This is a genomic window from Agarivorans litoreus (assembly GCF_019649015.1).
GTDB lineage: Bacteria > Pseudomonadota > Gammaproteobacteria > Enterobacterales > Celerinatantimonadaceae > Agarivorans > Agarivorans litoreus.
The window spans coordinates 4,089,825-4,116,730 of sequence record NZ_BLPI01000001.1; the positions used below are offsets into that span (position 1 = coordinate 4,089,825).

14 protein-coding genes are annotated in these 26,906 nt (G+C 42.9%); 13 read left to right on the forward strand and 1 reads right to left on the reverse strand.

What is annotated here, in order from left to right; all coding sequences use genetic code 11:
- The first annotated feature begins 27 nt into the window (after positions 1-27).
- The 6 genes from K5L93_RS18845 (at position 28) to K5L93_RS18870 (ending at position 12,539) form a co-directional block, all read left to right on the forward strand.
- Complete coding sequence (locus K5L93_RS18845) at positions 28-798, forward strand: dienelactone hydrolase family protein (protein ID WP_220721218.1); 771 nt, start codon at positions 28-30, stop codon at positions 796-798.
- 226 nt (positions 799-1,024) lie between these two features.
- A complete protein-coding gene (locus K5L93_RS18850) occupies positions 1,025-6,103 on the forward strand; it encodes a PAS domain S-box protein (protein ID WP_220721219.1) in 5,079 nt (1,692 codons plus the stop codon).
- Positions 6,104-6,181: 78 nt separating this feature from the next.
- Positions 6,182-7,216 (forward strand): dihydroorotase, encoded by a 1,035-nt coding sequence (pyrC, locus tag K5L93_RS18855; RefSeq protein ID WP_220721220.1) that lies wholly within the window; start codon positions 6,182-6,184, stop codon positions 7,214-7,216.
- Between the two features lie 679 nt (positions 7,217-7,895).
- Positions 7,896-8,315: a CBS domain-containing protein gene (locus K5L93_RS18860; protein ID WP_220721221.1), complete on the forward strand. Its 420-nt coding sequence runs from the start codon at positions 7,896-7,898 to the stop codon at positions 8,313-8,315.
- Positions 8,316-8,379: 64 nt separating this feature from the next.
- Positions 8,380-12,240 (forward strand): ATP-dependent RNA helicase HrpA, encoded by a 3,861-nt coding sequence (gene hrpA, locus K5L93_RS18865; RefSeq protein WP_220721222.1) that lies wholly within the window; start codon positions 8,380-8,382, stop codon positions 12,238-12,240.
- 5 nt (positions 12,241-12,245) lie between these two features.
- Positions 12,246-12,539, forward strand: a complete 294-nt coding sequence (locus tag K5L93_RS18870) for an Rdx family protein (RefSeq protein WP_220721223.1) — start codon at positions 12,246-12,248, stop codon at positions 12,537-12,539.
- 325 nt (positions 12,540-12,864) lie between these two features.
- On the opposite strand, the gene sodB is transcribed toward K5L93_RS18870, so the two are convergent.
- Positions 12,865-13,446, reverse strand: a complete 582-nt coding sequence (gene sodB, locus K5L93_RS18875) for a superoxide dismutase [Fe] (RefSeq protein ID WP_220721224.1) — start codon at positions 13,444-13,446, stop codon at positions 12,865-12,867.
- A 212-nt stretch (positions 13,447-13,658) separates the two neighbouring features.
- Here sodB and K5L93_RS18880 point away from each other — a divergent pair, with 212 nt between their 5' ends.
- From K5L93_RS18880 to K5L93_RS18910, 7 genes are all read left to right on the forward strand, one after another.
- Positions 13,659-13,997 (forward strand): Grx4 family monothiol glutaredoxin, encoded by a 339-nt coding sequence (locus K5L93_RS18880; protein ID WP_040307201.1) that lies wholly within the window; start codon positions 13,659-13,661, stop codon positions 13,995-13,997.
- Between the two features lie 161 nt (positions 13,998-14,158).
- Positions 14,159-15,874, forward strand: coding sequence for a DEAD/DEAH box helicase (locus tag K5L93_RS18885; RefSeq protein ID WP_220721225.1), 1,716 nt, complete (start codon positions 14,159-14,161; stop codon positions 15,872-15,874).
- A 171-nt stretch (positions 15,875-16,045) separates the two neighbouring features.
- Positions 16,046-17,335, forward strand: coding sequence for a D-alanyl-D-alanine carboxypeptidase/D-alanyl-D-alanine endopeptidase (gene dacB, locus K5L93_RS18890; RefSeq protein ID WP_220721226.1), 1,290 nt, complete (start codon positions 16,046-16,048; stop codon positions 17,333-17,335).
- Positions 17,336-17,533: 198 nt separating this feature from the next.
- Complete coding sequence (locus K5L93_RS18895) at positions 17,534-18,913, forward strand: sodium-dependent transporter (RefSeq protein ID WP_220721227.1); 1,380 nt, start codon at positions 17,534-17,536, stop codon at positions 18,911-18,913.
- A 139-nt stretch (positions 18,914-19,052) separates the two neighbouring features.
- Positions 19,053-21,677, forward strand: coding sequence for an aminopeptidase N (gene pepN / locus K5L93_RS18900; protein WP_220721228.1), 2,625 nt, complete (start codon positions 19,053-19,055; stop codon positions 21,675-21,677).
- Positions 21,678-21,690: 13 nt separating this feature from the next.
- The gene (locus tag K5L93_RS18905; protein ID WP_016401874.1) at positions 21,691-21,909 is read left to right on the forward strand and encodes a DUF2835 domain-containing protein; all 219 of its coding nucleotides are present in this window, start codon (positions 21,691-21,693) and stop codon (positions 21,907-21,909) included.
- A gap of 159 nt (positions 21,910-22,068) precedes the next feature.
- Positions 22,069-26,901 carry an NAD-glutamate dehydrogenase gene (locus K5L93_RS18910; RefSeq protein ID WP_220721229.1) on the forward strand — a complete coding sequence of 1,611 codons (4,833 nt, stop codon included), beginning with the start codon at positions 22,069-22,071 and terminating at the stop codon, positions 26,899-26,901.
- The last annotated feature ends 5 nt before the right edge of the window (positions 26,902-26,906 follow it).

A 26,906-nucleotide genomic window follows, 5' to 3' on the forward strand; every position in this document is an offset into this window, starting at 1 on the left:
AGTGACCGCAACCTATAAGGATATACAATGAAGACAATTACATTATTGGCAGGTTTAGCACTGTCCTTTAACATTCAGGCGGCTATGGTTAGCACAACCGTTACGCACACCATGGGGGATAAAAGCTTTGAATCAACCCTAGTATATGACGACGCTAAACAAGGATTACCTGCAGTGCTTATGGTGCCTAATTGGATGGGGCCTACCGAAGGCTCTTTGACTAAAGCGAAGAAAATAGCAGAAATGGGCTATGCGGTAATGATGGCTGACGTTTATGGCACTGACGTAAGGCCAACCAATGGAGACGAAGCAAAGGTAGCGGCAACAGCCTTGCGTAGTGATCGCCAATTGCTGCGAGAGAGAACCAAAGCAGCTTTAGACGCAATGAAACGTAGCCTGCCTAAATCGGCAGATGCTTCAAAGGTTGCCGCGATTGGCTTCTGTTTTGGTGGTGGCGCAGTATTGGAGTTAGCACGAGCGGGTGAAGCGCTTGGTGGGGTAGTGTCATTTCATGGCAACTTAGATACACCAAATACTGAGGACGCTAAAAATATTCAAGCGCCCATCTTAGTATTGCATGGCGCTGTTGATCCCTTTGTTCCAGCTGAGCAAGTAAGCAATTTTGAAAAAGAAATGAACGCCGCAAAGGTTGATTGGCAATTGATCGCTTATGGCGGAGCGGTACATTCGTTTACTAATCCCGCGGCTAATAGAGTTGGTCAAGCAGAATACCACCCTAAAGTCGCCGCGCGCTCGTTTGTCGCGATGAACAGCTTTTTTAGTGAGTCATTTAAGTAGTATTTTATATTTGACTAGGCTAATCCGCATAGCGAAACCCCAAATATAGCACCATCATAACTGCGTCTTCACATTGTGAAGACGTTTTTTTATAAGGCTTGTTATTGCTATGAATTTAATGGGATTTTGGCTTTTAGGGCTAAGTTCTGTATTTAGTAAGCATTGCGCATTATAGTTAAATAATTCAATAAACAGCCTCGCGCTAATGGGGTTTCAAGGAAAGATTATGTCGGTTGAGCAGTTGTTGTGGGTACTATTTGCCTTATTAAGCTTTATTATGCTGCTGTTAAATCGACTTCGTAAAAGCAACCTAGAGAGTGTAAGTTTATTGCTCAGCTCTAGGAAAAGCATTCTAGTTATAGTGGCAATTTGTAGCGCTGCATTTGCCGTAATCGCTGCGATTACTGGCATAGGTTTGAAGCAACTTAAACATTATCAGCTCAATCAATTAGAAGAAGTTATTGGGTCTGTGCTTGATACTGCAGATGCTGGCATTGATGAATGGAAACAAGGTTGGCAATCGAAAGTTGATGCTATTGCTTTGGACCCAGCATTCCAGCATTTCTCTTACGTGCTTATTGAATCTGAGCACAGTAAGGAAGGGCTACTTGCTAACCCGGCCTTAGAGAGTTTGCGTCAATCTATAGAAAATTACCGAACTGTTTTTGATGATTTAGGTTTTTTCATCATTTCTCGTGAGCGTATCAATATTGCTTCGATGCGCGATGAAAACCTAGGTGAAATAAATGTTATTACACGCCACTACCCTCATTTACTTAATCGGGTTTTTAAAGGCGAAACGGTGGTTATTCCGCCAATTCGCCCTGAAATCGTATTAGACGGTATGCAGCAAAACGGTTTTAAGAATGCTCCTTCAACCATGTTTATTGCAGCTCCAATTAAAAATGGGGATGGCCTAGTTGTTGCCATTCTAACTTTACGTATGGATCCAGAGCGCGAATTTTCTCAATTACTAAAAGGGGCTCGAATTGGCAAGACAGGTGAAACCTACCTAGTTAGCCGTTCGGGGTACATGATTTCTCCGAGCAAATTTGAAGATGACTTAGTTCACTTAGGCTTGTTAGAACCTGAGCAATCATCAGTGTTGAATATCAAATTACAAGTACCAAGTTATACTCGTGAGCGACCAGAGTGGACAGAAAGCGGTTACGCTATTATCGCCAAATCTAGCGGTTCTAATTTCCAAGGGTATTTAGATTATCGAGGTGTGCGAGTTGTGGGAGCGTGGCGCTGGGATGCGGATCTAGAAGTTGGCTTGGTTTATGAAATTGATCATGAAGAAGTCATGCAAGGTTATTTGCAGTTTCGTGATGTAGTGTTGTTAGTTCTGGGGTCTGCCTTAGCCTTCTGCGTCATTTTATTTGTATTGGTATTTGCCTTAGTGCGTAAAATTGACTTGAGATTAAGTGAATCGAAGCAAGAGCTAGAGCGACAAGTAGAACAACGTACCTTTGAACTGAAAGAGCGCGAAAAAACCCTTTGGGATCTTTATGAATTCGCGCCAATTGCTTACGCTTCAGTAGATAAAGACGGTCATTTTTTGCAACACAATCAAAGTTTTGCTGAGCTAGTTGATGTTAACAGAGATGGCTTAACTGATTTGCTTCTTTACGATCTTGCTGAAGATTATGAGCATCGTGACAAGGCTAAAAAAATACTAAGTGAAGCTTTTCAAGGACACAGCTTTAATGATGAAGTATTAAGTATATTTACTACCACAGGTCAGAAAAAAAATGTCAGCATAAATATAGTACCTAGCGTGGATGAAGAAGGCCTAATTAAGGTCGTGAAAGTATCATTAATTGATATGACTGAACGCTATCAAGCTCGCCAAGCTTTAGCTGATAACGAAGAGCGGATCCGCACTATTGTAGATACCATCGCCGACGGTATTGTGCTCATTGAGCAAACAGGCATTGTGCGCAGCTTTAGCCCCGCAGCCGAACAAATATTTGGTTATAGCGAAGCAGAAGTTGTGGGCAACAACGTGAAAATGTTAATGCCAAGCGATATTGCTGATCAACACGACCGGATACTAGCTGACTATAAACCCAAGAAAGAATCCTCGGTTATTGGTAATGAGCGAGAGGTATTTGGTGTACGTAAAAATGGTGAGCAGTTCCCCATGGAGCTGGCAGTTAAAGAAGTATTTTTAAAAGGACAACGTCACTTTACCGGGGTTGTGAGAGATATTACTGCCCGACGAAAAGCTCAGCAAAAACTTGCCGATAGTGAACGTCAGTTTAGAACCTTAACTAACAATTTGCAGTGTGTAGTTTATCGCATTCGCCTTAAAGAAGGCGAGTATCCAGAATGGTTATACATCAGTGAGCAAATAGAGGAGCAAACGGGATACCCCATCAGCGATTTTGTTGGGCCGCATCCAATTCGTCGTTATCAGGATCTGGTTCATCCTGATGACGCAGAAGAGAGTCTGGCGCGCGCCAGAACACTCAATCAAAAAGGTGGGGCTATTTCTCAAGAGTTTCGCATAATTGATGCTTCTGGAAAAGTTAAATACATGCTGCAAAAGGCCTTTGTATCAATGGATGACGAAGGGCGGCCTGCTTATTCGGATGGTGCAATTTTTGACATTAGTGAAATAAAGCAGGTTGAAGCGCAGCTAAGGGAAAGTGAGGAACGATTAGACTCTGCTGCATCTGGTGCTGGTTTAGGCATGTGGGATTTCTACCCTCAAGAAGACCGAATTGAAGTTAATGCCATTTACGAAAGCATGTTAGGTTATGCCAAAGGAGAGCTGCGAGACGGCGATGGTCTTTGGGCTCGCCTTAAAGGTGACTCCGCGACTTGGACCAAATTGCTCCATCCAAGCGACGTAATAAGTAACCGAGAGAAGCTCGAGCAGCACTTGGCTGGCGAGAATGATGTGCTTCGCAATGAGATCCGCTTACGTTGTAAAAATGGTCAATATCGATGGATTCTAACTATCGGCCGAGTGTCCGAGCTTGACGAGCATGGCGAGCCGCTGCGTATTAATGGTATCCATGTTGATATTGAAGAAACCAAAAAGTTAGAAGCAGCCCTTAACGAAGCAAGAGCCTTAGCCGATAGTGCCAACCAAGCTAAAAGTGACTTCTTAGCTAATATGTCGCATGAGATCCGCACTCCAATGAACGCCATTATCGGTATGTCTTATTTGGCACTAGAAACAGAGCTAGATAATAAGCAACGTAATTACATAGACAAAGTCCACCGCTCAGCAGAAGCCTTGCTTGGCATCATTAACGACATTCTCGACTTTTCTAAGATCGAAGCAGGTAAGCTGGACATAGAAAAGATCGATTTTCGTTTAGAGGATATTCTCGATAATCTAGCTAATTTAGTGGGATTACGTGCAGAGCAAAAAAGTTTGGAGTTGCTATTTGATATTGACCCAAGCATCCCAACAGCATTAATTGGTGATCCCTTACGCCTAACCCAAATATTGGTTAATTTGTGTAATAACGCGGTTAAGTTTACTGAACAAGGCGTAGTGGTAGTAAAAATAGAAGCAAAACAGCAAGACAGGGAACAAGTCCAGTTGTACTTTTCGGTAACCGATACCGGTATAGGTATGACGCCAGAGCAGCAAGCAAAGTTGTTTAAGCCTTTTTCACAAGCAGATAGTTCAACCACGCGTAAACATGGTGGTACGGGCTTAGGTTTGGCTATTTGTTTAAAACTGACTGAATTAATGGGCGGGAAAATAGCCTTAAGCAGTGAGCTAGGACAAGGCAGTTGCTTCTACTTTGAATTGCCTATGCAGATTCAAGAAAACGCGCAAACACTTCGCGATACTAATTCAGCACAACTTAGCAGCCTCAAAGCTTTGGTTGTGGATGACAATGCTAATGCTCGAGATATTACTCAACAAGTGCTAGAGAGTTTTGGCTTACAAGTTGAATCGGCCTCAAGCGGCAACGAAGCCATAACTTTGGTCCAGGAACATGCAAAAACAACGGCCTTTGATATGGTCTTCATGGATTGGAAAATGCCAGAGATGGATGGCGTACAAACTGTCCAACATATTCAGGATCAGGGTTTTGACTTAGACGTAATAATGGTGACTGCGTTTGGTCGTGACGAACTCACTAAAGAAGCTGAAGCGGTTAATATTGATGCGGTGTTAACTAAGCCTGTCACGCCGTCTCATTTGTTCGATACGATTGTGCAAGTACGTAAGATCGAAGTACTAGAACAAACACGTAGAGAAGCTCAGCAGCAAGGAGCCAACTTAGATATTGCTCAGTTACAGGGAGTAAATATTTTGGTCGCCGAAGATAACGACGTTAACCAAGAGCTGATTACCGAGTTGCTCGAATCCAACGGATTAAATTGCACTGTATGTGATGATGGCTCACAGGCTATTGAATACCTAAAAGAAAACAAGGTTGATGGGGTACTGATGGACTGCCAAATGCCGGTGATGGATGGGTACACAGCAACCAAAGTGATTCGATATCAGCTAGGTCTAAAAGAGCTGCCGATTATTGCGCTTACTGCAAATGCCTTGGCGGGAGATAGGGAGAAAGCGATTGAAGCAGGAATGAATGATCACATTCCTAAGCCAATTAATGTGAATAGTTTGTTCAGCACGATGGCCAAATGGATTACGCCCGCTTCACCAACTGCGATTAATCAAAGTGGAGAATTAGCTAAGGTAGCTAATGAGCAAAACCTAGTGTTGCCAGAGGTTGATGGCTTAGATACCGAAGCTGGTTTGGCAAATGCTGCTGACAATAAAGCTTTATACCTGAAATTAATTGGTAAATTTGCCAGCGAAGAAAACACCCCTATGGAGGATTTAAATAGCGCTTATACTGAAGAACGTATTGGTGAGTTACAGCGAATGGCTCATACCATAAAAGGTGTTACGGCTACGTTAGGCGCGCAAGCGGTGTCAGATTTAGCGGCAGTTGTAGAAAAGCAAGCCGAAGAAAATACAGTTCAGCCAAGCAGTATTGAAGCGCTAGGGAAGCAATTAATACCACTTCAACAAAGCTTACAGCAGTTTGTCTCCCAGATAGAAACAGCTGAAGTCGCAGAAGAGGGCGGTTCACAAAGTGTAAGTGAAGAAGAGTTATCGAGCTATCTACAGCAGCTTGCCCAACTACTTGATGACTTTGACGGCGAAAGTAACGATTATCTTGATAGCCACGACTGTATTTTGCAAATCTTCCCGGCGCAGGCGAAAAAACTACAAATGCTTATTGAGGAATACGATTACGAAGCCGCTGGAGAAATTGTCCAAGAGATGCAGCAACAAGTGACTAAAAATGCCTAGTAATTACTTGGGGCAGCAAGACTTGCTAGCCAAGTTCGGGTAGACTTTGCGCCAATTATTTTTACCTAGGGGATAGTTGTGACTCAAACACTTACCATTACCAGACCGGATGATTGGCATCTTCACTTGCGCGATGGCGCTATGTTAGAGGTAGCAGCAAATGCTACCGCTAAGCACTTTTCTCGAGCCATCATCATGCCTAACCTAACCCCACCGGTTACTCAAGTTGCTGATGCTAATGCTTATTATCAGCGCATTAAACAGGCGCTTCCTGAGCAAAGCCAGTTTGAACCATTGATGACGCTTTATCTAACCGATGCCACTACCCCTGAAATAATCGCAGAAGCTGCGGCAAGTGGAATTGTTAAAGCATGTAAGTTGTATCCAGCCAATGCAACGACTAACTCTGCCCATGGCGTAACCGACGTTGCCGCTCTTCGCCCTGTATTTGAAGCAATGGCAGAACATGGTTTGTTACTGTTGGTTCACGGCGAGGTGACTCACGCCGATATTGATATCTTTGATAGAGAAGCGGCATTTATTGACGCTCACATGCGTGGTTTGGTGGAATCGCTGCCTGATCTCAAAATTGTCTTTGAACACATCACTACCGCTGAAGCGGCCGAATTTGTAATGAATGCACCAGACAATGTAGCTGCAACCATTACGCCACAGCATTTGATGTACAACCGTAATCATCTGCTAGCGGGTGGTTTACGTCCTCATAACTACTGTCTGCCGGTGCTTAAGCGTCAAACTCACCAAAAAGCTTTACAGCAAGCAGTGGCTAGCGGTACCAAAAAAATATTCTTAGGAACGGATTCGGCTCCTCATGTTCAAGGGGCTAAAGAAAGTGCCTGTGGATGTGCGGGTTGTTACAGTGCACCTGCTGCGATTGAATTGTATGCCGAAATTTTTGAGCAACTAGGCATATTAGATAAACTTGAAGCCTTTGCTAGCTTTAATGGCCCAGACTTTTATGGCCTACCAAGAAACACAGATACCATTACCTTGACCAAAGAAGCTTGGCAGGTGCCTGGTTCGGTAAAAGTTGATGGCGAAAACTTAGTGCCATTCTTTGCTAACGAAACTTTAAACTGGCAAGTTAAATAGGCAAAAAAAGAGCCCTTTGCTCTAGAGCAAAGGGCTTGCATAATCGTGTAATGTTTACACAGCAATAGGTAACTAAACGCGTGACTAAGTTAGCGACTCAGTCGATATAAATAATAACCACGCAGGACCAATCAGGCTATTACCCAAATGGGTGAAATTTAAAAGTTAATAAATTTCCCATATATTTTAATGCCTTGCATACTCCTCACTGTTTAACAAAGCAAAAAAAAGCCCTTTTACATAAGTAAAAGGGCCTGCGTAAAATTTGTGTAAAGGTTGTACACAGCAATAGGTAACTAAACGCGTGACTAAGTTAGCAACTCAGTCGTGTTAAATACTATCTTTGAACTAGCCCTCTCACCATTCCCCAAATGGGTGAATTAGCTATTTCTTTCACTCAAGATTATGAAATTAAAGACAAAAAAAGACCCTTTGCATTGGATAACAAAGGGCCTGCATAAATTTGTGTAAAGATGTACACAGCAATAGGTAACTAAACGCGATGACTGAGTTAGCAGCTCAGTCGATATAAATACTACTCCTCGGCTATTATTCTCACCATTACCCAAATGGGTGAAATTTGCCTTTGATAGCTTAAATGCCTGCTTGTATGCGCTAGCTGGAGTAATTCGATTACGCCAACTAAGCTAACAGTAAGGCAACAGCAGGAGTAAAGGTTATGCCCGAGAACCTCAAAGTGCGCGATTACATGTTAATGCGCCCGGTTTGCTTTACCGCAAAACAACCCATCGCAGAAGTTGTACATAGCTTGTTAGAGCATAAACAACTAGGCGCTCCAGTGATTGATGAACAAAAGCATGTTATCGGTTGGATCTCCGAGCAAGACTGCTTAAAGAGTTTGCTTGAAGCTACATATCACTGTGAAACAGTATCGTTAGTGGAAGATCTGATGCGCACAGATGTATTAAGTGTTGGCCCCGAAACCAGTATTTTAGAACTTGCCCAAAGCATGTTAATGCAAAAACCCAAAATGTATCCAGTCATCGAGCAGGGCAAGCTACTGGGCCTAATTACTCGTGAAGAGGTCTTAGCTGGCATCGATAAACATCTACATAGTTGCTATAAGCAGGTGAGTTAGACTTGTTTTCTTAAGGATTGTTGATAGCATTTGCGCCTCGTACGCAACCTACGAGGCTTTTTTCTTGCAGTCGGCTCTCTCAAATTACAAACAACAAATATCACAGGCATTGGCTAAAGACCGTTTTAGGCTTCAGCGCCAGCTTAGCAAGCTAAATGCAGATGATGTAAAAAACAACAGCTCACAGTTACTTAAGTTCACTCAAGCACTTGAGCGCTCAAGTGAGCTTAGCTGCCGCCGACGATCTTCAATTCCAAGCATCGACTATCCTCAACACCTACCGGTTGCGGAACAAAAGCAAACTATTTACGAAGCAGTTCGCGATAATCAAGTGGTTATCATTGCGGGCGAAACTGGCTCGGGTAAAACCACTCAAATACCTAAAATCTGTTTAGAACTAGGTTTAGGAAGCCGCGGTTTCATAGGCCATACCCAGCCTCGTCGCTTGGCGGCGCGTAGTGTGGCAGCGAGAATTGCCGAAGAACTCAACACTCCGGTTGGTGAATTAGTGGGTTACAAAATCCGCTTTAACGATCAAATCAAGAATGACAGCCTAATTAAATTGATGACCGATGGCATGTTGTTGGCTGAGCTGCAGCAAGATCGGTTTTTGTCGCAGTATGAAGTATTAATTATTGATGAGGCTCACGAGCGCAGCTTAAACATTGATTTTATTTTAGGTGTACTTAAGCAGCTATTGCCAAAGCGACCTGATTTAAAGGTCATCATTACTTCTGCTACCATTGATCCTCAACGTTTCTCTAAACACTTTAATGACGCCCCTGTTATCGAAGTTTCTGGACGTACTTACCCAGTAGAAACACGTTACAGGCCGCTGAACGAAGGCGAACAGACCAAAGACATACTAGAAGGTTTGGCCGATGCAGTAGATGAGTTGTATCGAGAAAAGCCTGGCGACATTCTTATCTTTATGAATGGTGAGCGAGAGATCCGTGACGCTACCGACTATCTGCAAAAGCGCCAACTGCGTGATACCGAGGTGTTGCCACTGTACTCGCGTTTATCTAATGCTGAGCAAAACAAGATTTTTTCTTCTCATCGCGGGCGCCGTATCGTTCTAGCCACCAACGTTGCCGAAACCAGTTTAACCGTGCCTGGTATTCGCTATGTTATCGACCCAGGTACAGCACGGATTAGCCGTTACAGTTATCGCTCAAAGGTACAGCGTTTACCGATTGAGGCGATTTCTCAAGCCAGTGCTAATCAACGTAAAGGTCGTTGTGGGCGTGTTGCCGAAGGTATTTGTATTCGCTTGTATAGTGAAGAAGACTTTGAAGGGCGCGCAGAGTTTACCGATCCAGAAATTTTGCGTACTAACTTGGCCTCAGTTATTTTGCAGATGTTGGGATTAAAGCTTGGTAAGTTAGAAGACTTCCCGTTTATTGATATGCCCGATCAGCGCAATATTAAAGACGGCTTAAACCTACTAGAAGAAATTGGTGCGCTAAAGCAGCAACATGGCAAACCGAGCCTAAGCAACTTAGGTCGCGAGGTGATTAAGTTTCCTATCGACCCGCGTTTAGCCAGAATGATGGTCGCCGCTAAGCAGTTTGACTGTGTGCAAGAAATGATGGTGATATGTGCTGCGCTATCTATTCAAGATCCGCGTGAGCGACCTAATGATCGTAAGCAAGCGGCAGATCAAAAGCATGCCCGCTTTGTTGATAAAGACTCAGACTTCTCCAGCTATTTGTTGCTTTGGCGTTATTTGCAAGAGCAACAAAAAGCCTTATCAGGCAATCAGTTTAGAAAACAATGTAAGCAAGAGTTTTTGGCTTATATGCGCATTCGCGAATGGCAGGATTTGGTTTTTCAGCTATCTACGATAGTTAAAGAGCTGGATTACACAGTTAATCAAAACGAAGCTAACTACGATGCTATTCACCAAGCAATAACCGCTGGTTTGCTGAGCCATTTGGGCTTTAAAGACAAAGAGCGAGAGTTTTTAGGCGCGCGGAATGCACGCTTTGTGGTGTTCCCTGGCTCAAGTCAGGCTAAAAAGCCACCTAAATGGGTGGTTGCAGCCGAACTGGTTGAAACATCCCGCCTATTTGCTAGAGGCGTAGCTAAAATTCAGCCTGCTTGGTTAGAACATCAAGCAGGGCATTTAATTAAAAAGTCTTACAGCGAACCTCATTGGTCAACTAAGCAGCAAGCTGTAATGGCTTACGAGAGCGTTCGCTTATATGGCGTCGCTCTAGTAAACAAACGCTTAGTTAACTATGGGAAAATTGATCCTGTGGTTTCCCGCGAGGTATTTATTCGCTCTGCCTTGGTAGAGGGGCAATGGCCAGCAAAACATGCTTTTTTCAAACAAAACCAGCTATTGCTTGATGATGCTGAAGCCTTAGAGCAAAAGCAGCGGCGCCGTGATGTGCGAGTTGACGACCAAGTACTCTATGATTTTTATGCTGAGCGCTTACCCGCTGATATTGTTTCGGCTAGTCATTTTAATCGCTGGTGGAAAGATGCCAGTAAAAAGCAGGCCGATTTACTGAGCTTTTCTAAGCAAATGCTTTATCAGCATGACGCCAGCCATATTACTGAAAAGCAATATCCAGATAAGTGGCAGTTTGAGCAACTATCAGTGGCTTTAACTTATGTATTTGAGCCAGGACAAGCCGACGATGGGGTAAGTGCGCATATTCCTTTAGCGCTGTTGAATCAATTAGATTTCACTCGTTTTGAATGGCAAATTCCTGCGTTTCGCGAAGAGCTCATTAGCGCCTTGATTAAGTCTTTACCTAAACCTATTCGCCGCAACTTTGTGCCGGTTCCTAACTATGTACAGGCTTTTGTTCAAGCTGTGCCACATGCAGAAGGCAATTTGTTAGAGGTACTGACTAAACAACTGCTAAGAATGACCGGCGTTAAAATCCCAGAAGATGCTTGGAATGTAGATTCGGTGGCCGATCACCTTAAAGTTAATTTCAAAGTGATTAACGACCAAGGAAAAGTGGTTGCGCAAGGTCGCTCTTATCAAGGCTTGCAAGAAAAATTACAAGATCAGGTAGAGCAGAGCATTGCAGAAATTGCTCCAAGCTCTTTTGCAGAGCAGGCGAAAGTTACCGAGTGGAGTTTTGGAGAGTTGCCCGAGCTTATTGAAGAGCAGCGTCAAGGTTATCAAATTACCGCTTATCCAGCCTTGGTAGATGAAGGTAAAACAGTCGCACTTAAGCTGTTTGATAAGCAAGAAGAAGCGGGTTGGAGCCAAACTCGAGGTTTAAGTAAGTTATTGCAACTAAACATTCCTTCGCCAATGAGTTACTTGCAGCAGCATTTGCCGAATAAGGCCAAATTGGGTTTGTACTTTAATCCTTTTGGTCGGGTGGATGTATTGCTCGATGACTGTTGTTTAGCAGTGATCGACAAGTACTCTCAGCTTGAAAGTGTTAGTACTGCTGAAGCATTTCAAGCTTTGTGTGACAAAGTTCGCGCAGAACTGGCTACCGAAACCTTAGAAGCGGTAGTGTTAGTAGAGCAAATATTGAGCTTGCACTACCAAATAAATAAACAGCTAAAGGGCAAAGTTGGCTTTGATAGGGTATTAGCACATGCCGATATTAAAGCGCAGCTAAATGGATTGGTTCATAAAGGTTTTGTTCGTGAGGTGGGGCTGCAGCGTTTAAGTGATTTACAACGTTACTTAAAAGCCATTGAGCGACGCTTAGAAAAACTAGCGATTGATTCTCATAAAGATAGATTAGCGCTACAACAAATCGAAACCGCTGCTGAGCGTTACCAAGAGTTGGCGTTGCCTGTTTATAGCCAAGATGGTCAGGAACTACGTTGGATGATTGAAGAGCTAAGGGTGTCTTTGTTTGCCCAGCAATTAGGTACTAAATATCCAGTATCATTGAAGCGGGTACTTAATCATATTAGTGAATTGCAAAAAAGGAAGTAACAGAAGTGGAACAGCAAGACCCAGTATTACCCAAAGTTGAAATATATTACTGCAGTTTATGTGGTTGGTTATTAAGGGCTTCCTGGCTTAGCCAAGAGCTGTTAACAACTTTTTCGCAAGAATTATCGGAAGTCGCACTTAAACCTGCTTCAAGTGGGCGTTTTCAGATCTATCTGGATGGTGAATTAATTTGGTGCCGAAAGGTCGATAATGGGTTTCCAGAGGCAAAAATCCTTAAGCAGCGGGTAAGGGACAAAATTGCGCCCGGGATGGACTTAGGGCATAGCGATAGCAAGTAAGTTGCTAGGGCCTGTTGATCTTTGGAGTTGAAATTTTATTCAAGATAAGCGGACTTTAATCGCGGCGAGCACTTTGAAACCTAGTGGGCTAAGTGAAAAGTGTTCAACGAAGAGTAAAGTTCGCTTATCTGAACCCTTCGGGCAGCATTTCTTAGCCATTTATTCAGCGTTAGCGAGTGATTATTAAGCCCACTTAACTTCACACTCACTGCCTTGCCTAAATGGCTAATAAATTGCTGTAAAAACCATCAGCAAAGATCAACAGGCCCTAAAAATTAAGCATAAAAAAGGGCGCATTAAGCGCCCTTTTTTACATCGCTCGCTTTTACGCAAAGTTAGCTGAGGCAAATTCCCAGTTTACTAATGCCCAGAAAGCATTTAGGTAATCAGGGCGAACATTGCGGTAATCAATGTAGTAAGCGTGTTCCCATAAGTCACAGGTAAGAAGCGGAGTTACGCCTTCATCTGTAAGTGGGGTAGCAGCGTTGCTAGTGTTAACAATGGCTAGGCTGCCGTCAGCGTTTTTAACTAACCAAGTCCAGCTAGAACCAAAGTTGTTAATAGCGCTGTCGGTGAATTTAGCTTTGAACTCTTCAAAAGAACCGAAGCTTGCATCGATAGCGGCTGCGAGAGCACCCGTTGGTTGACCACCAGCATTTGGCGCTAAACAGTTCCAGTAGAAGGTGTGGTTCCAAACTTGGGCTGCGTTGTTAAATACGCCACCAGTAGAAGACTTAACAATCTCTTCTAAGCTTTTTTCTGCTAGATCAGTGCCTTCAATTAAACCGTTTAGTTTTACTACGTAGGTATTGTGGTGCTTGCCGTAGTGGAAAGACAAAGTCTCAGCTGAGATGTGTGGCTCAAGTGCGTCTTGTGCGTATGGTAATTCAGGTAATGTAAATGCCATGTGTTTCTCTCCTTGTAATAATTGGCTGTATTAGCGCAATCTTTTATATAGTAAAAACTTTACAAAAGAGTTTAGCACTAGTGCTTTATCACGCAAAGCAAAAATACTAAAAAAAATTGATCTAGAGCAAAGTGGTGAAATTGGCAACTATTGTTGCTAGGATACGCCCAACACCTAGAATAGACTTAGTGCAAAAATTAGAGAAGTTTAAAATGGAAACGATTGAAAAAATCAAACAGCAAATCGCTGAAAACCCAATTCTACTTTACATGAAAGGTTCGCCTAAATTCCCAAGCTGTGGTTTCTCTGCACAAACAGTAGAAGCTGTAATGCAGTGTGGTGAGCGCTTTGCTTACGTAGATATTCTACAAAATCCAGACATTCGCGCTGAGCTACCAAACTACGCAGATTGGCCAACCTTCCCACAACTATGGGTTGAAGGTGAGTTAATCGGTGGTTGTGACATCGTTATGGAAATGTTCCGCAGCGGTGAACTACAGCCGCTAATTAAGGAAACTGCAGCTAAGCACCCAGCGCCTGAAGCAGAATAATATTTTCTTCTATACTGAAGAAAACAAACCGCTCACTAGAGCGGTTTTTTATTGGTCTATATCAAGATGGTCAATGTTTTTCTATAAAAAGCTAAAATCAATGAGACTTTTTGTGATCAAAAGCGTATAGTGCGCATCCTTTAAATAATTGTGGGCCAAATATGACAGAATCCAGCAGTTCAAGTTTTGAGCAATTCGCTCTACCTGAAACGATTTTAAACGCTATTTCCGAGATTGGATTTGAGACGCCGTCTCCGATTCAGGAAAAGACCATTCCGTTACTGCTGGAAGGACATGATGTACTTGGCTTAGCACAAACTGGTACCGGTAAAACGGCCGCGTTTTCTCTTCCTTTAATTGCCAAACTTGATCCAAAGCTTAATGCTCCGCAAATGTTGGTTCTTGCACCAACGCGTGAGTTGGCTAACCAAGTTGCTGATGCAATTAAAGACTTTAGCCGCAATATTCCTGGCCTGCGTGTATTAGCTATTTACGGCGGTGCTGATTACGGTCAGCAAATTAAAGAGCTGCGTCGTGGCCCGCAAATTGTTGTTGGTACTCCTGGCCGTACTATCGATCACTTAGATCGCGGTAAGTTGAAACTAGACCAACTTAAAGCCTTAGTATTAGACGAAGCTGACGAAATGCTTCGTATGGGCTTTATCGACGATGTAGAACGCATTATGCGTGATATGCCTAAAGAGCGCCAAACCGCTTTGTTTTCGGCTACCATGCCGCCGGCGATTAAAAACATCACTAAAAATTACATGTCTGAGCCAAAAGAAGTAAAAATTGCTGCTAAGACTCAAACAGTATCAAATATTGACCAGTTCTACTGGCAAGTTGCAGGTTTAAACAAGATAGAAGCGTTGGCCCGCATTCTAGAAGTTAACTGTGACAGTGCGTCAATTATTTTTGCTCGAACTAAAACATCTACCACCGATATTGCAGAACGCTTAGAAGCAAAAGGCTTTAGTGTTGCCGCATTAAACGGTGATATGAACCAAAGCATGCGAGAGCGTACCATTACACGCTTAAAATCTGGCAAGTTAGACATTGTTGTAGCTACCGATGTAGCTGCACGTGGCTTAGATGTTGAACGCATTGGCTTAGTGGTTAACTTTGACATTCCTTACGATGCAGAAGCCTATGTTCACCGTATTGGCCGCACCGGTCGTGCTGGGCGTAGCGGTAAAGCGGTCATGTTTGTTGGATTCCGTGAGCAACGTTTATTACGTAATATTGAACGTGTAACTCGTCATAAAATTGAGCAAATGCAGCTACCTACTCGTGAAGAAATCGAGAAGAAGCGTGTTTCTAGCTTCCAAGACAAGCTAGCTGCAGCGGTAGAAAATGCCAAGCTTGAAGATTACCAAAGCATTGCATCTGAACTAGCGACCAACCTAGGCATGAGCGAACTTGAACTCGCTACTGCGTTGTTGTTCCAAGCGCAAACAGCGCGTCCGTTCAAATTGCCAGCTGATCCAGAGCCTCGCTCTGCGCGCTTTAGCAAAGATAAAGAACGTGGTCACCGAGGCCAACGCGGTGAGCATGGCGAACGTAACCATCGCGGTCAACGTGGCGAGCGCAACGAACGTGGTGAAGGCGGTGCTAAACGCAAACGCCGTACTGCAGACGTGGAAATGAATACTTACCGTGTTGATGCCGGTAAAGAACACGGTGTGCAAACCAAGCATATTGTTGGTGCTATTGCTAACGAAGCAAACATTAGCAGTGATTACATTGGTAGTGTTAAGTTGTTTGATAGCTACTCAACGGTTGAGCTACCAAGTGGAATGCCTGAAAAGACATTTAATCACTTAAAGCGCAGCTTTGTTCGCCAACGCGCGATGCGCTTAGAGTTAATTGCTCAGTAAGCGATTAACTTAGCAAAAGAAAGGTGAACTTAGGTTCACCTTTTTTTATATACTCGGCATATTGTTTATTAGAGTTTGGCAACTATGCGGGCTATTGTTAGATTTTCAGCTTTCCTTTCCATTGTTCTTACACCATTTTTTGTCCATGCGCTCGTTGAGCCACCTGGTGCCTTGATCAGTTTTGTTAGCCCTGATAGCTCACAACATGCAGATTTACTGTTAACTCCTGCCAGCACACTTAAAGTAGTAACCGCAACCGTTGCCCTTAAGCAGCTAGGTAAAGATTACCGCTATACCACTAAGTTAAGTATTAAACCTAATGATGAAGGCATCCATCTTCGCTTACACATGCGCGGTGACCCGAGTTTTACCAGCAAAGATTTAGTTACACTGCTGAATAAAGCTAAAACGCGTTTTGGTTCTAAAGTCGCGTCTATTCAAGTTGATGACAGCGAGTTTACAGGCCATAACCGAAGCCAAGGGCAAGTATGGAATGACATCGGTATTTGTTTTGCTGCGCCAGCCAGCTCTTTAAATATTGATAACAATTGTATTAACGGTAATTTAAAGCCGGGCAAGGTAGGGCAGTTAAGCCGCCTACATATTAGTGATTCAAGTTTACTCAACATCGACAATCAAATTGTTACTGTGAGCCAAAATCATCCCGATTGTGAGCAAAATCTGCGTGTGGGTGATCATAACCAGTATTCGCTGCAAGGCTGTATAAAGGCGGATAGCGGCATGATGCCATTACGTTTTTCGATTAATGACGAACAGCGCTATTTTTCAACGAAATTAAAGCACAGTTTGGCGAGAGTCGGCTTAAGCTTTAAGGGCAACATTTCGTACCAACAGCAACTTAGTCCTTATCCCGAGAGCGTTAATCACCTCTCTGCGCCGTTACTTGAGTTATTAGAGTATATGCTGGTTGAATCTGACAACTTAACGGCAGATAGCGTATTTAAAACATTAGCCAGGGAGCAGCAGCGCGCTGGTACCTATCAGCAAGCCAGTAAAGTTGTAGTTGAACAATTAAGCGCTTTGGGACTTGATTTAAGCCGCGCACAAATTCGCGATGGTTCAGGTTTATCCAGAGAGAACCTGATTAGTGCAAATCTGCTGTATCAGATTATACTGTTGTGGCAATCAGATCCACAGTTACAAGCTTTAATTAAACGCCTACCTATTGCTGGGCAAACCGGCACCTTAAAGTATCGTCGTAGTCTGACTCGTGCGCCTTTAAAGGCGCAGGTGCTGGCTAAAAGTGGTTATGTAAATGGGGTGGTTAACTTAGTCGGTTTTATCGAGAAAGGTGATCAGTTAAGGCCATTTGTATTGATGGCAAATGGGGTTTCTTTAAATGAACAAGAAGCAACAGCAGTAAAGAAAAGACAAACCTTACATCCCATACTACGCTATGAAAAGGAATGGCTAGAGCAACAATGGCAAGCGTTTAATTGATGTTTAATGCAATAGTTCAGAATGACTATTCAGGTGGATTAACTTGTTGTTGAGCTATTTGTAGATTACTTGTGCCGACAGACCGCATAAATTCAGCATAAAGATTCATTTTGGCTGTAATTTTCCCTTTGTTTATGCTTATATTGGCGCCCTAAAATCATGGACGCAATTAGCAAACACAATATAAAAGAGAAAATCATGAGTAATAACACTTCAGTGAGTAATCGCTGGTCAAGTAACTTCGCCTACATTTTGGCCGCCACTGGCGCTGCAGTAGGCTTGGGTAACATTTGGAAATTCCCTTATATTATGGGCGAGAACGGCGGCGGTGCCTTTGTTCTGGTTTATCTTCTTTGTATTCTATTCATTGGTATTCCGGTGATGATGGCCGAAGTTTACTTAGGTAAACAAGGTCGCTCGACCCCTGCCAACGCAGTTGCAAAAGTTGCTATAGAAAATGGCCGTTCGAAGAACTGGGCATTTATTGGTGGCATGGGCGTATTAGCTGGATTTTTGGTTTTAAGCTTTTACATTGTTATTGCTGGTTGGGCAGTTGCGTATATATTCAAATCTGCGGGTGGCGATATTAGTGCTGCAGCGGGTGACGCAAAGCAAATCGGCGCCTTATTTGGCGACTTGACTTCAGATCCTAAGCAGCTTGTTTTATGGGCGACTTTGGTCATTGTAGGTACTGTGGTTGTTTTGGCCAAGGGTGTAACCAAAGGCTTAGAGCGCATTGTTACTTTACTAATGCCTGCGCTGTTTGTATTGCTAACTATCATTATGATTTACGCAGCAATAACCGGTGATTTTGCTGCTGCAGTTAGCTTTATGTTCAGCCCTGATTTCTCGAAGCTGACCATTAATGGCGTACTTATGGCACTGGGTCATGCTTTCTTCACCTTGAGTTTATCATCAGGCATTATGATGGTTTATGGCGCTTACCTTCCAGAAGGCGCGTCAATCGCTAAAACCTCTATTTACATCGCAATTGCTGATACCGTTGTAGCGCTAATGGCTGGTTTAGCAATTTACCCAATTGTATTTGCTAACGGTATTGAACCAAGTGCTGGTCCTGGCTTGCTGTTTGTATCGCTGCCAATTGCCTTTGGCACTATGCCACTAGGTGGCGTGGTATCTACAGTATTCTTCGTTATGGTAACCGTTGCCGCCTTTACTTCGGCACTAGCCTTGCTCGAGTCTACGTCAGCTTATTTGGTTGAGCGTAAAGGTTTCCGCCGTAATGTTGCTGCAATTGTTTCTGGTAGTGCGGTTTGGTTATTAAGCCTAGGTACTATTGGCTCATTTGCTGGTTGGGAATTCCTCCAGTTTGAAGAAAGCCCAATGGGCAAAAACTTCTTTGAAGTTCTAGATTACATTACTGCTAATATTCTTCTGCCTTTAGGCGGCTTGTTTATTGCTGTATTTGTTGGTTGGATTGTTCAAGCTGACAAAGTGAAGCAAGGCATGGGCTTAGAGAGCCAAGCTTTCCAAATGTTCTCGAAGAGCGTTCGCTTTATCTCACCAATTGCCATTGCGGTAGTTTTCTTAAATGCGATTGGCTTATTGTCCTTTTAAGCTGAATGTATCTAAAAAGCCGGCTTAGGCCGGCTTTTTTGATTTTAAAGCAGCAACAAAGCGTTAGCTGCGCATACTATTATCTTTTACAATAAAATCTGCTTACAAGTATTTCTCTTTTCTCAAATAAGGAAGTGTCATGGCCGACTCATCAGCTCAACCTACAGCCAAGTATCGTTCAGATTATCAAGCGCCTGATTACACCATTGAAAATGTTGCCTTAGAGTTTGATTTAGACCCTAGCGCTACCAAAGTTATCGCTGTATCAACCGTGGTTAGGCAGACAAATGACATTACCGACCTAGTGCTTGATGGTGAAAAACTGGAGCTGCTGAGTATTAAAGTTAACCAGCAAACTCATGATGCTTATAAAGTGAGTGAAGGGCAGCTAGTTATTAGTGAATTGCCAGCACGTTTTGAGTTAGAGGTAGTGACTCAAGTTAACCCTAAAGAAAATAAAGCCTTTGAAGGTTTGTATCAATCGGGTGATGCTTTTTGTACTCAGTGTGAAGCAGAGGGCTTTCGTCGAATCACTTACTTTTTAGATCGACCGGACGTGTTGGCCACTTACAGCACTAAAATTATTGCCGATAAAACCCGGTATCCGTTTTTGCTATCAAATGGTAACAAGGTAGACCAAGGTGAGTTAGCCGATGGAAAACACTGGGTAAGCTGGCAAGACCCATTCCCTAAACCAAGCTACTTATTTGCTTTGGTTGCCGGTGATTTTGACTTATTAGAAGATAGTTTTGTTACCCAATCGGGCAGAACTATTGCGTTAGAGCTATTTGTTGATAAAGGCAATTTAGATCGTACTGAACACGCCATGGCATCGCTAAAAGCGGCAATGCGTTGGGATGAAGAGCGCTTTGGCTTAGAGTATGACCTTGATATTTACATGATAGTCGCCGTCGATTTCTTCAACATGGGCGCGATGGAAAACAAAGGCCTAAACGTATTTAACTCTAAATATGTACTGGCTAATAAACAGAGCGCCACAGACAACGATTTTTTAGGCATTGAAGCGGTAATAGGTCATGAATACTTCCATAACTGGACCGGAAACCGTATTACTTGTCGTGATTGGTTTCAGTTATCGTTAAAAGAAGGTTTAACGGTTTTTCGCGACCAAGAGTTTAGTTCCGATTTGGGCTCTCGAGCAGTTAATCGAATTAAAAATGTTCGGATATTACGCAGTCATCAATTTGCCGAAGATGCAGGGCCTATGGCGCATCCCATTCGCCCCGATAAGGTGATTGAGATGAATAACTTTTACACCTTAACAGTGTACGAAAAAGGCTCAGAAGTTATTCGTATGCTGCATACCTTGCTAGGCGAAGAGGGGTTTCAAGCGGGTATGAAAACCTACGTTGAGCGCCACGACGGCCAAGCGGTAACTTGTGATGATTTTGTGAATGCGATGCAAGATGCTAGCGGCAAAGATTTAAGCCTGTTCAAGCGCTGGTACAGTCAGTCAGGCACACCGGTGCTTAAAGTTCAAAGTGAATACAATGAAGCTAAACAACAATACAGTTTAACCATACACCAGCATACACCAGCCACTGCTGAACAAAGCGAGAAACAAGCATTGCATATTCCAGTGTCTGTAGAGTTGTTAAGCAGCAATGGCGAAGCTTTAGCGCTTAACTCGAATGGGCAAGCTGTTTCTCCAGTATTAGAGCTTACTCAGCAGCAACAAACCTGGCACTTTGAAGGCATTAGTGAGCAACCTACATTGGTAATGCTGCAAGAGTTCTCAGCCCCTGTAAAACTCGATATGGAATACAGCACAGACCAACTGTTGCTAATTATCAATCATGCCAGCAATACTTTTGCGCGCTGGGATGGTATGCAAAAGCTAGTTAGCGCGTGGATGAAACAAGCCGTAGCAAAAGTTCAAGCAGGTAACAATCTGCAGCTAGAAGAGGCGATTGTTAATACCTTTAAGCAACTATTAGAGGATACTTCAATTGATAAAGGTTTATTGGCAGAGCTGCTTACCATTAGTGGTGAGAATGAAATTGCTGATGGTTTTGCCCAAGTAGATATTGATGCAATTGCTCAAGCTCGAGACTTTTTCATTTATAGTTTAGCTGTTGCATTGCCTGAGCCATTTGCTGCCTTAGAGCAAGCTTGTGCAAAAGCCGATAAACAGAGCCTGACCCATGATGATATTAATTTGCGCTCGCTACGTGCCGCATGTTTACAGTATGTGGCGCATACTCAGCCAGAGTTAGTTTCTGCAGCCTATTTTGATAGCCCAACCATGACGAATAAATTGGCTGCTATGTCGGCTGCTAACAATGCCGGGATCGAACAACGTGATGTAATGTTTAAAGACTACGAGCAAAACTGGCAACATGATGGCTTAGTGATGGACAAGTGGTTTGCTTTAGAAGCCAGTTATGCCAAAGAGGGCAGTTTAGCTAGGGTTAAAGCCTTGGCGGAACACCCAAGTTTTAGCATGGAAAACCCTAACCGAGTACGCTCTTTAATTGGTAGCTTCGCGAACAACAATGCGCGTCACTTTCACGCAAAAGATGGTTCTGGTTATCGCTACTTAACTGACATTTTATGCGTACTAAATACGCAAAACCCGCAAGTTGCATCGCGTTTGATTACCCCGCTGATCCAAACGGTTAAACTGGATGATGAGCGTAAAGCGCTCATTATTGAGCAGTTGCAGCGCTTAGCTGAATTGGAAGAGCTAAGTAAAGATCTATTTGAAAAGGTAACAAACGGCTTGCAACAACTTAAGGCCTAAGCGCAATCGAGCAATGAAGCAGTACTTTTTTAATATTCACATTTCTTATCAGGAGTTTGAGCGGGTATACCGAGGAACAGCCCGCTCTATTATTGCTACCGACAGTAATGGCATGCGCATTCAGATCCCTGCTTTGCGCTTTTTGCCTTTTTTAGACCGAAGCGGAATAAATGGTCGTTTTGTCCTGTCTACTGACAGCAACAATAAATTTCTGTCACTTCAAAAAGTCTAGTCATCTATGTTGTAAATATGTAAAAACGTGGTTTAATTGTTTGTAAGGTGAAAGTGGTTGTTTTGTCGATTATTTTCTAAAGCCAACTACACTGAAATAAACAATAAGCCATTGTTTTACACAATAATAATATTACTCTACTAGGATAAGGAATGCGTTATGACAAGAGCGCAGCAACATGCCTCCGTACTGCTTAAAAAAGTCTATCAAATCGTCAATCAAAAACTGGATAAAACGGCTGCTCCCTTGGCCGAAGAATTTCTCTCTCGACTGTTTTCAGGCATGGGCAGTGACGATTTAGCCAATCGCAGTGACAGTGATTTATATGGAGTAGGAGTAGGGCTTTGGAATGCCCTTAATCATACTTCAACCTGCGAACGCCACATTAAAGTTTATAACCCTGAACTGAGCCGCCATGGTTGGCAATCTAGCCATACTATTATCGAGATAGTGGTGCCCGATTCGCCGTTTCTGGTTGACTCCATTCGCATGGCTTTAGGGCGTAGTGGCATTAATACTCACTTGTTAATGCACCAACCGATGCGCTTAGATCGAGATGATAATAACAAGGTAACAGCCGTTCATGATGTAGAGCACGCCCAGCTTGGCAATCAAACAGTATTCATGATTGAGATTGATCGCCAGAGTGATGAAAGAGCCTTAGGTCGCCTAAATAAAGAACTTAATACTGTATTGGATGAAGTTAATGTAGTAGTGAACGACTGGCAACCGATGCTAAACAAGTTAAAGTCGGTAACGGATGAATTAGCTAATAGCAGTGGCGCAAAAGACGATCAATCTTTGGCCCAAAGCACCGCTTTTTTGTCTTGGATGTCGGATAATAATTTTACCTTAATGGGCTATCGGCACTATTCACTTAAGCAAGTAAAAGGCGATTTACAGTTAATACCCGATGAAACTGGTAGTTTAGGCTTGTACCGAGAATACGTAACTAGCCAAGTTGTCTCGTTGTCGTCTTACACCACCGCTGGGCGAGATTTAGCGACCAACCAAGTACCGTTGGTGTTAAATAAGAGCAACCATAAGTCACGGGTTCATAGGCCAGCTTATATTGACCATGTTGGGGTTAAAGTTTTTGATAAAAATGGCAAAGTGGTTGGTGAGCACCGTTTCATTGGTTTGTATGCCTCTTCTATCTACAACCGCAGTGCTCTAGAAATTCCACTGATTAACCAAAAGCTAGCAAAGATAATGGTTAATTCAGATCTTCCTGCCGGCTCTCACGCTTATAAATCTTTACTAAACATCATGGAAACTTATCCCCGTGATGAGCTTATTCAAGCTACCGAAGAAGAGTTACTCAACATTGGCTTAGGCGTAGAACAAATCCAAGAACGTGATTTGGTGAAGTTGTTTGTACGTAAGGATATATACGGACGTTTTTATTCTTGTTTGGTGTATACCACGAAAGAACGTTACAACACGGCTTTGCGGATCCATAGCCAGCAAATTCTTAAGGAGCATTTTAAGTCTAAAGAAGAAGTGGAGTTCTCAACTTACTTCACCGAAGGTTCAATGGCGCGAACCCATTACTTGGTGCGTGTAGAAAATAACCATCAGGAGTTTGACTTGAGCGAACTACAAACCAATCTTATTGAAGCCGCAAGAACCTGGGAAGATCGTTTAGTTGATTCACTGATTTCTAATTTTGGCGAAGAGCGGGCTATTCAGCTTAGCAATAAATACCAAACTGCTTTTCCGCGCTCTTACAAAGAAAATGTATTACCGGGTTCTGCTGTCGCCGATATCATTCAGTTCGAAGATCTCGATGATGAGAATACATTAGGTATGTTGTTTTATCGACCTCAAGAAGAAAATATCGATAGTAACCATGTACGTTTAAAACTATTTCATTTAAATGAGCCCTTGCACCTGTCTGATATTTTACCCATGTTAGAAAATATGGGATTGCGAGTAATAGGTGAAACACCTTATCGACTTACCACCAGCGATGGAAAAGTATATTGGCTGCTCGATTTTGCTATGACTTTTGTCGCCTCCAAAGAGCTGGATATTGAAAAGAATCGCGATAACTTCCAGCAAGCTTTAGCACAAATTTGGTCTGGTAGTTTGGAAGATGATGGCTTTAACCGTTTAGTCCTAGCTGCCCAGGCTTCCGGTCGAGATGTTGCATTGTTGCGCGCTTACGCAAAATACATGCGGCAAATTGGTAGCAACTTTAGTCAAAGTTATATTGAAGAAACCTTTGCTAGCTACCCTGATATATCGATTCTGCTGTTAGAGCTATTCCGTCGTCGTTTCAATCCTAGTCTTAAACGTTCAGATAAAACTGAAGAGAAAATAGAGGCTAAGTTAATTTCGCTGTTGGATTCGGTAGAAAATCTTGATGATGATCGAATCATTCGTCGCTACTTAGAGATGATTAAGGCCACCTTAAGAACTAACTTCTACCAGCTAAATCAAGATAAGCAAGTAAAAGATTATATCTCTTTCAAAATGAACCCAAGTGCTATTTCCGATATGCCACAGCCAGTGCCAATGTTTGAAATATTTGTCTATTCGCCAAGGATTGAAGGGGTGCATTTAAGAGGCGGTAAAGTGGCGCGTGGTGGCTTGCGTTGGTCAGACCGCCGTGAAGATTTTAGAACTGAAGTACTTGGTTTAGTAAAAGCTCAGCAAGTTAAAAACACGGTAATTGTGCCAGTTGGAGCAAAAGGCGGCTTTGTGTGTAAACGTCTGCCAAGCCCAAGTGATAGAGATGCCTGGTTGGAAGAGGGTAAAGAGTGTTACCGCACCTTTATTCGCGGCTTACTCGACATTACTGACAACAACGTAAAAGGTGAGATTGTTCCGCCTAAGCAAGTGGTTCGTCGTGATGAAGATGACCCCTATTTGGTTGTAGCTGCAGATAAAGGTACTGCTACTTTCTCAGATATTGCCAATAAGTTGAGTGAAGAATATCAATTTTGGATGGGAGATGCTTTTGCATCTGGCGGTAGCAATGGATACGATCATAAAGGCATGGGTATTACTGCGCGTGGAGCCTGGGAGTCGGTTAAACGTCATTTCCGTGAAATTGGTATCGATTGCCAAACTACAGACTTTACCTGTGTAGCCGTTGGCGATATGGCCGGCGATGTATTTGGTAATGGTATGTTGTTATCCGAGCATACTTGCTTGGTTGCAGCGTTTAACCACATGCATATTATTATTGATCCTACTCCAGATTCCGCGTCTTCCTATAAAGAGCGTAAACGTTTATTTGAGCTACCTCGGTCCTCGTGGGCTGATTACGATAAAAGCTTGATTAGTGAAGGTGGTGGTATTTTTCTTCGTAGTGCTAAGTCAATTTCGCTTACGCCGCAAATTCAAAAACTGCTCAATACTAATGAGAAGAGTGTTACACCTAACGCGCTTATTAAACTTATTTTGTGCTCCTCTGTTGATTTGTTCTGGAATGGCGGGATCGGTACTTATGTTAAAGCTAGCTCAGAGTCTGACTCAGAAGTGGGTGATAGAGCTAACGATGCGGTAAGAATTAACGGCAAACAACTAGGAGCCAAAATTGTTGGTGAAGGTGGTAACTTAGGCATCACTCAATTAGGGCGGATTGAAATCGCGTCTAATGGTGGTCGAATAAATACCGATTTTACGGATAATGTAGGTGGCGTAGATTGTTCAGATAACGAAGTGAACATCAAAATCTTACTAAATGGCTTAGTCAGTAATGGTGATTTAACCGAGAAGCAACGTAACAAATTGCTTGTAGACATGACTGAAAATGTTAGCGAAATTGTATTAGACAACGCTTATCGACAAAGCCAGTCTATTAGTATTTCTGAACAATTAGGCGATGCTAGTGTTAAAGAGGTTATCCGCTTTATGCACGCTTTAGAGCGTGACAACTTGCTTGATAGAAACCTAGAGTTTTTGCCTAGTGATGAAGAGTTAATGGAACGCCAATCAAATGGCCAGGGCTTAACGCGCCCCGAGTTAGCAGTGCTAGTAGCTTACGGTAAGATGGTACTTAAAGAGTGGTTTAATGTTGAAGAGGTGACTGAAGATCCCTATTTGAGTCAAACACTCATCACCTCTTTCCCATTGCTGTTGCAGCAACGTTACGTAGCCGAGATGCATCAACACCCATTAAAACAAGAAATTGTGGCAACTCGTTTAGCTAACAAAGTGGTTGACGATGTAGGCTTTAATTTTGTTACCCGTTTAGTTGAAGAAACAGGAGCGACCCCTGCTGAGATTTGTAACTGCTATGTCACGGCCTGCGAAGTGTTTGGTGTGTGGGAACTGTACGAAAAAATTGAAGGCTTAGATAACAAAATCAGTGCTCAGCTACAGTTGAAAATGATGGATAACTTGCGCCGAATTATTCGCCGTGCAACTCGTCGCTTCTTAACCTTGCGTGACCGCTCGCTGGGCATTGCTCAACAAATAGAACGCTATCAGCCTAGCTATTTACAGCTGCAAAAGAACCTTATGGATGTATTAGCCGCTGAAGAAGTTAAGCTGGTTAACGATGAGTCTAAACAGCTGCAAGACCAGCAAGTACCTGCAGAAATTGCTTGTGCAATGGCTAAAATGAACTCGCTTTACTCAGTGTTAGACTTAACTGAAGTAGCAGAGCAAGCCGAGCAAGACATTGTAGCGGTAGCTAAGCTTTACTTTAACTTGGGGACTAACATTGGTTTGCATTGGTTCTTGGATCAAATCAACCTACAAAGTGTTGATAATCATTGGCAAGCACTAGCTCGATCTTCCTTTAGAGAGGATCTTGATTGGCAACAGCGTCAGTTAACGGTAAGTGCCTTGAAATGGGCCAGTAAAATGGAAAGCAATGATCCCTTAGATGATTGGTTAGCAGCCCACGAGCCTCTGTTAGACCGCTGGAATCATATGTTAGCTGACTTTAAGACCGGAAATACCCACGAGTTTGCAAAATTTTCGGTTTTATTGAGGGAATTGAACCTATTAAATTTAAACTGCTCCGTAAATTAGTATAA

Bases quoted from the DNA above. Each gene is read 5' to 3' on its own strand.
- K5L93_RS18845 (WP_220721218.1), top strand. From the start codon at position 28: ATGAAGACAATTACATTATTGGCAGGTTTAGCACTGTCCTTTAACATT.
- K5L93_RS18850 (WP_220721219.1), top strand. From the start codon at position 1,025: ATGTCGGTTGAGCAGTTGTTGTGGGTACTATTTGCCTTATTAAGCTTT.
- K5L93_RS18860 (WP_220721221.1), top strand. From the start codon at position 7,896: ATGCCCGAGAACCTCAAAGTGCGCGATTACATGTTAATGCGCCCGGTT.
- sodB (WP_220721224.1), bottom strand. From the start codon at position 13,446: ATGGCATTTACATTACCTGAATTACCATACGCACAAGACGCACTTGAG.
- K5L93_RS18880 (WP_040307201.1), top strand. From the start codon at position 13,659: ATGGAAACGATTGAAAAAATCAAACAGCAAATCGCTGAAAACCCAATT.
- K5L93_RS18885 (WP_220721225.1), top strand. From the start codon at position 14,159: ATGACAGAATCCAGCAGTTCAAGTTTTGAGCAATTCGCTCTACCTGAA.
- K5L93_RS18895 (WP_220721227.1), top strand. From the start codon at position 17,534: ATGAGTAATAACACTTCAGTGAGTAATCGCTGGTCAAGTAACTTCGCC.
- pepN (WP_220721228.1), top strand. From the start codon at position 19,053: ATGGCCGACTCATCAGCTCAACCTACAGCCAAGTATCGTTCAGATTAT.
- K5L93_RS18905 (WP_016401874.1), top strand. From the start codon at position 21,691: ATGAAGCAGTACTTTTTTAATATTCACATTTCTTATCAGGAGTTTGAG.
- K5L93_RS18910 (WP_220721229.1), top strand. From the start codon at position 22,069: ATGACAAGAGCGCAGCAACATGCCTCCGTACTGCTTAAAAAAGTCTAT.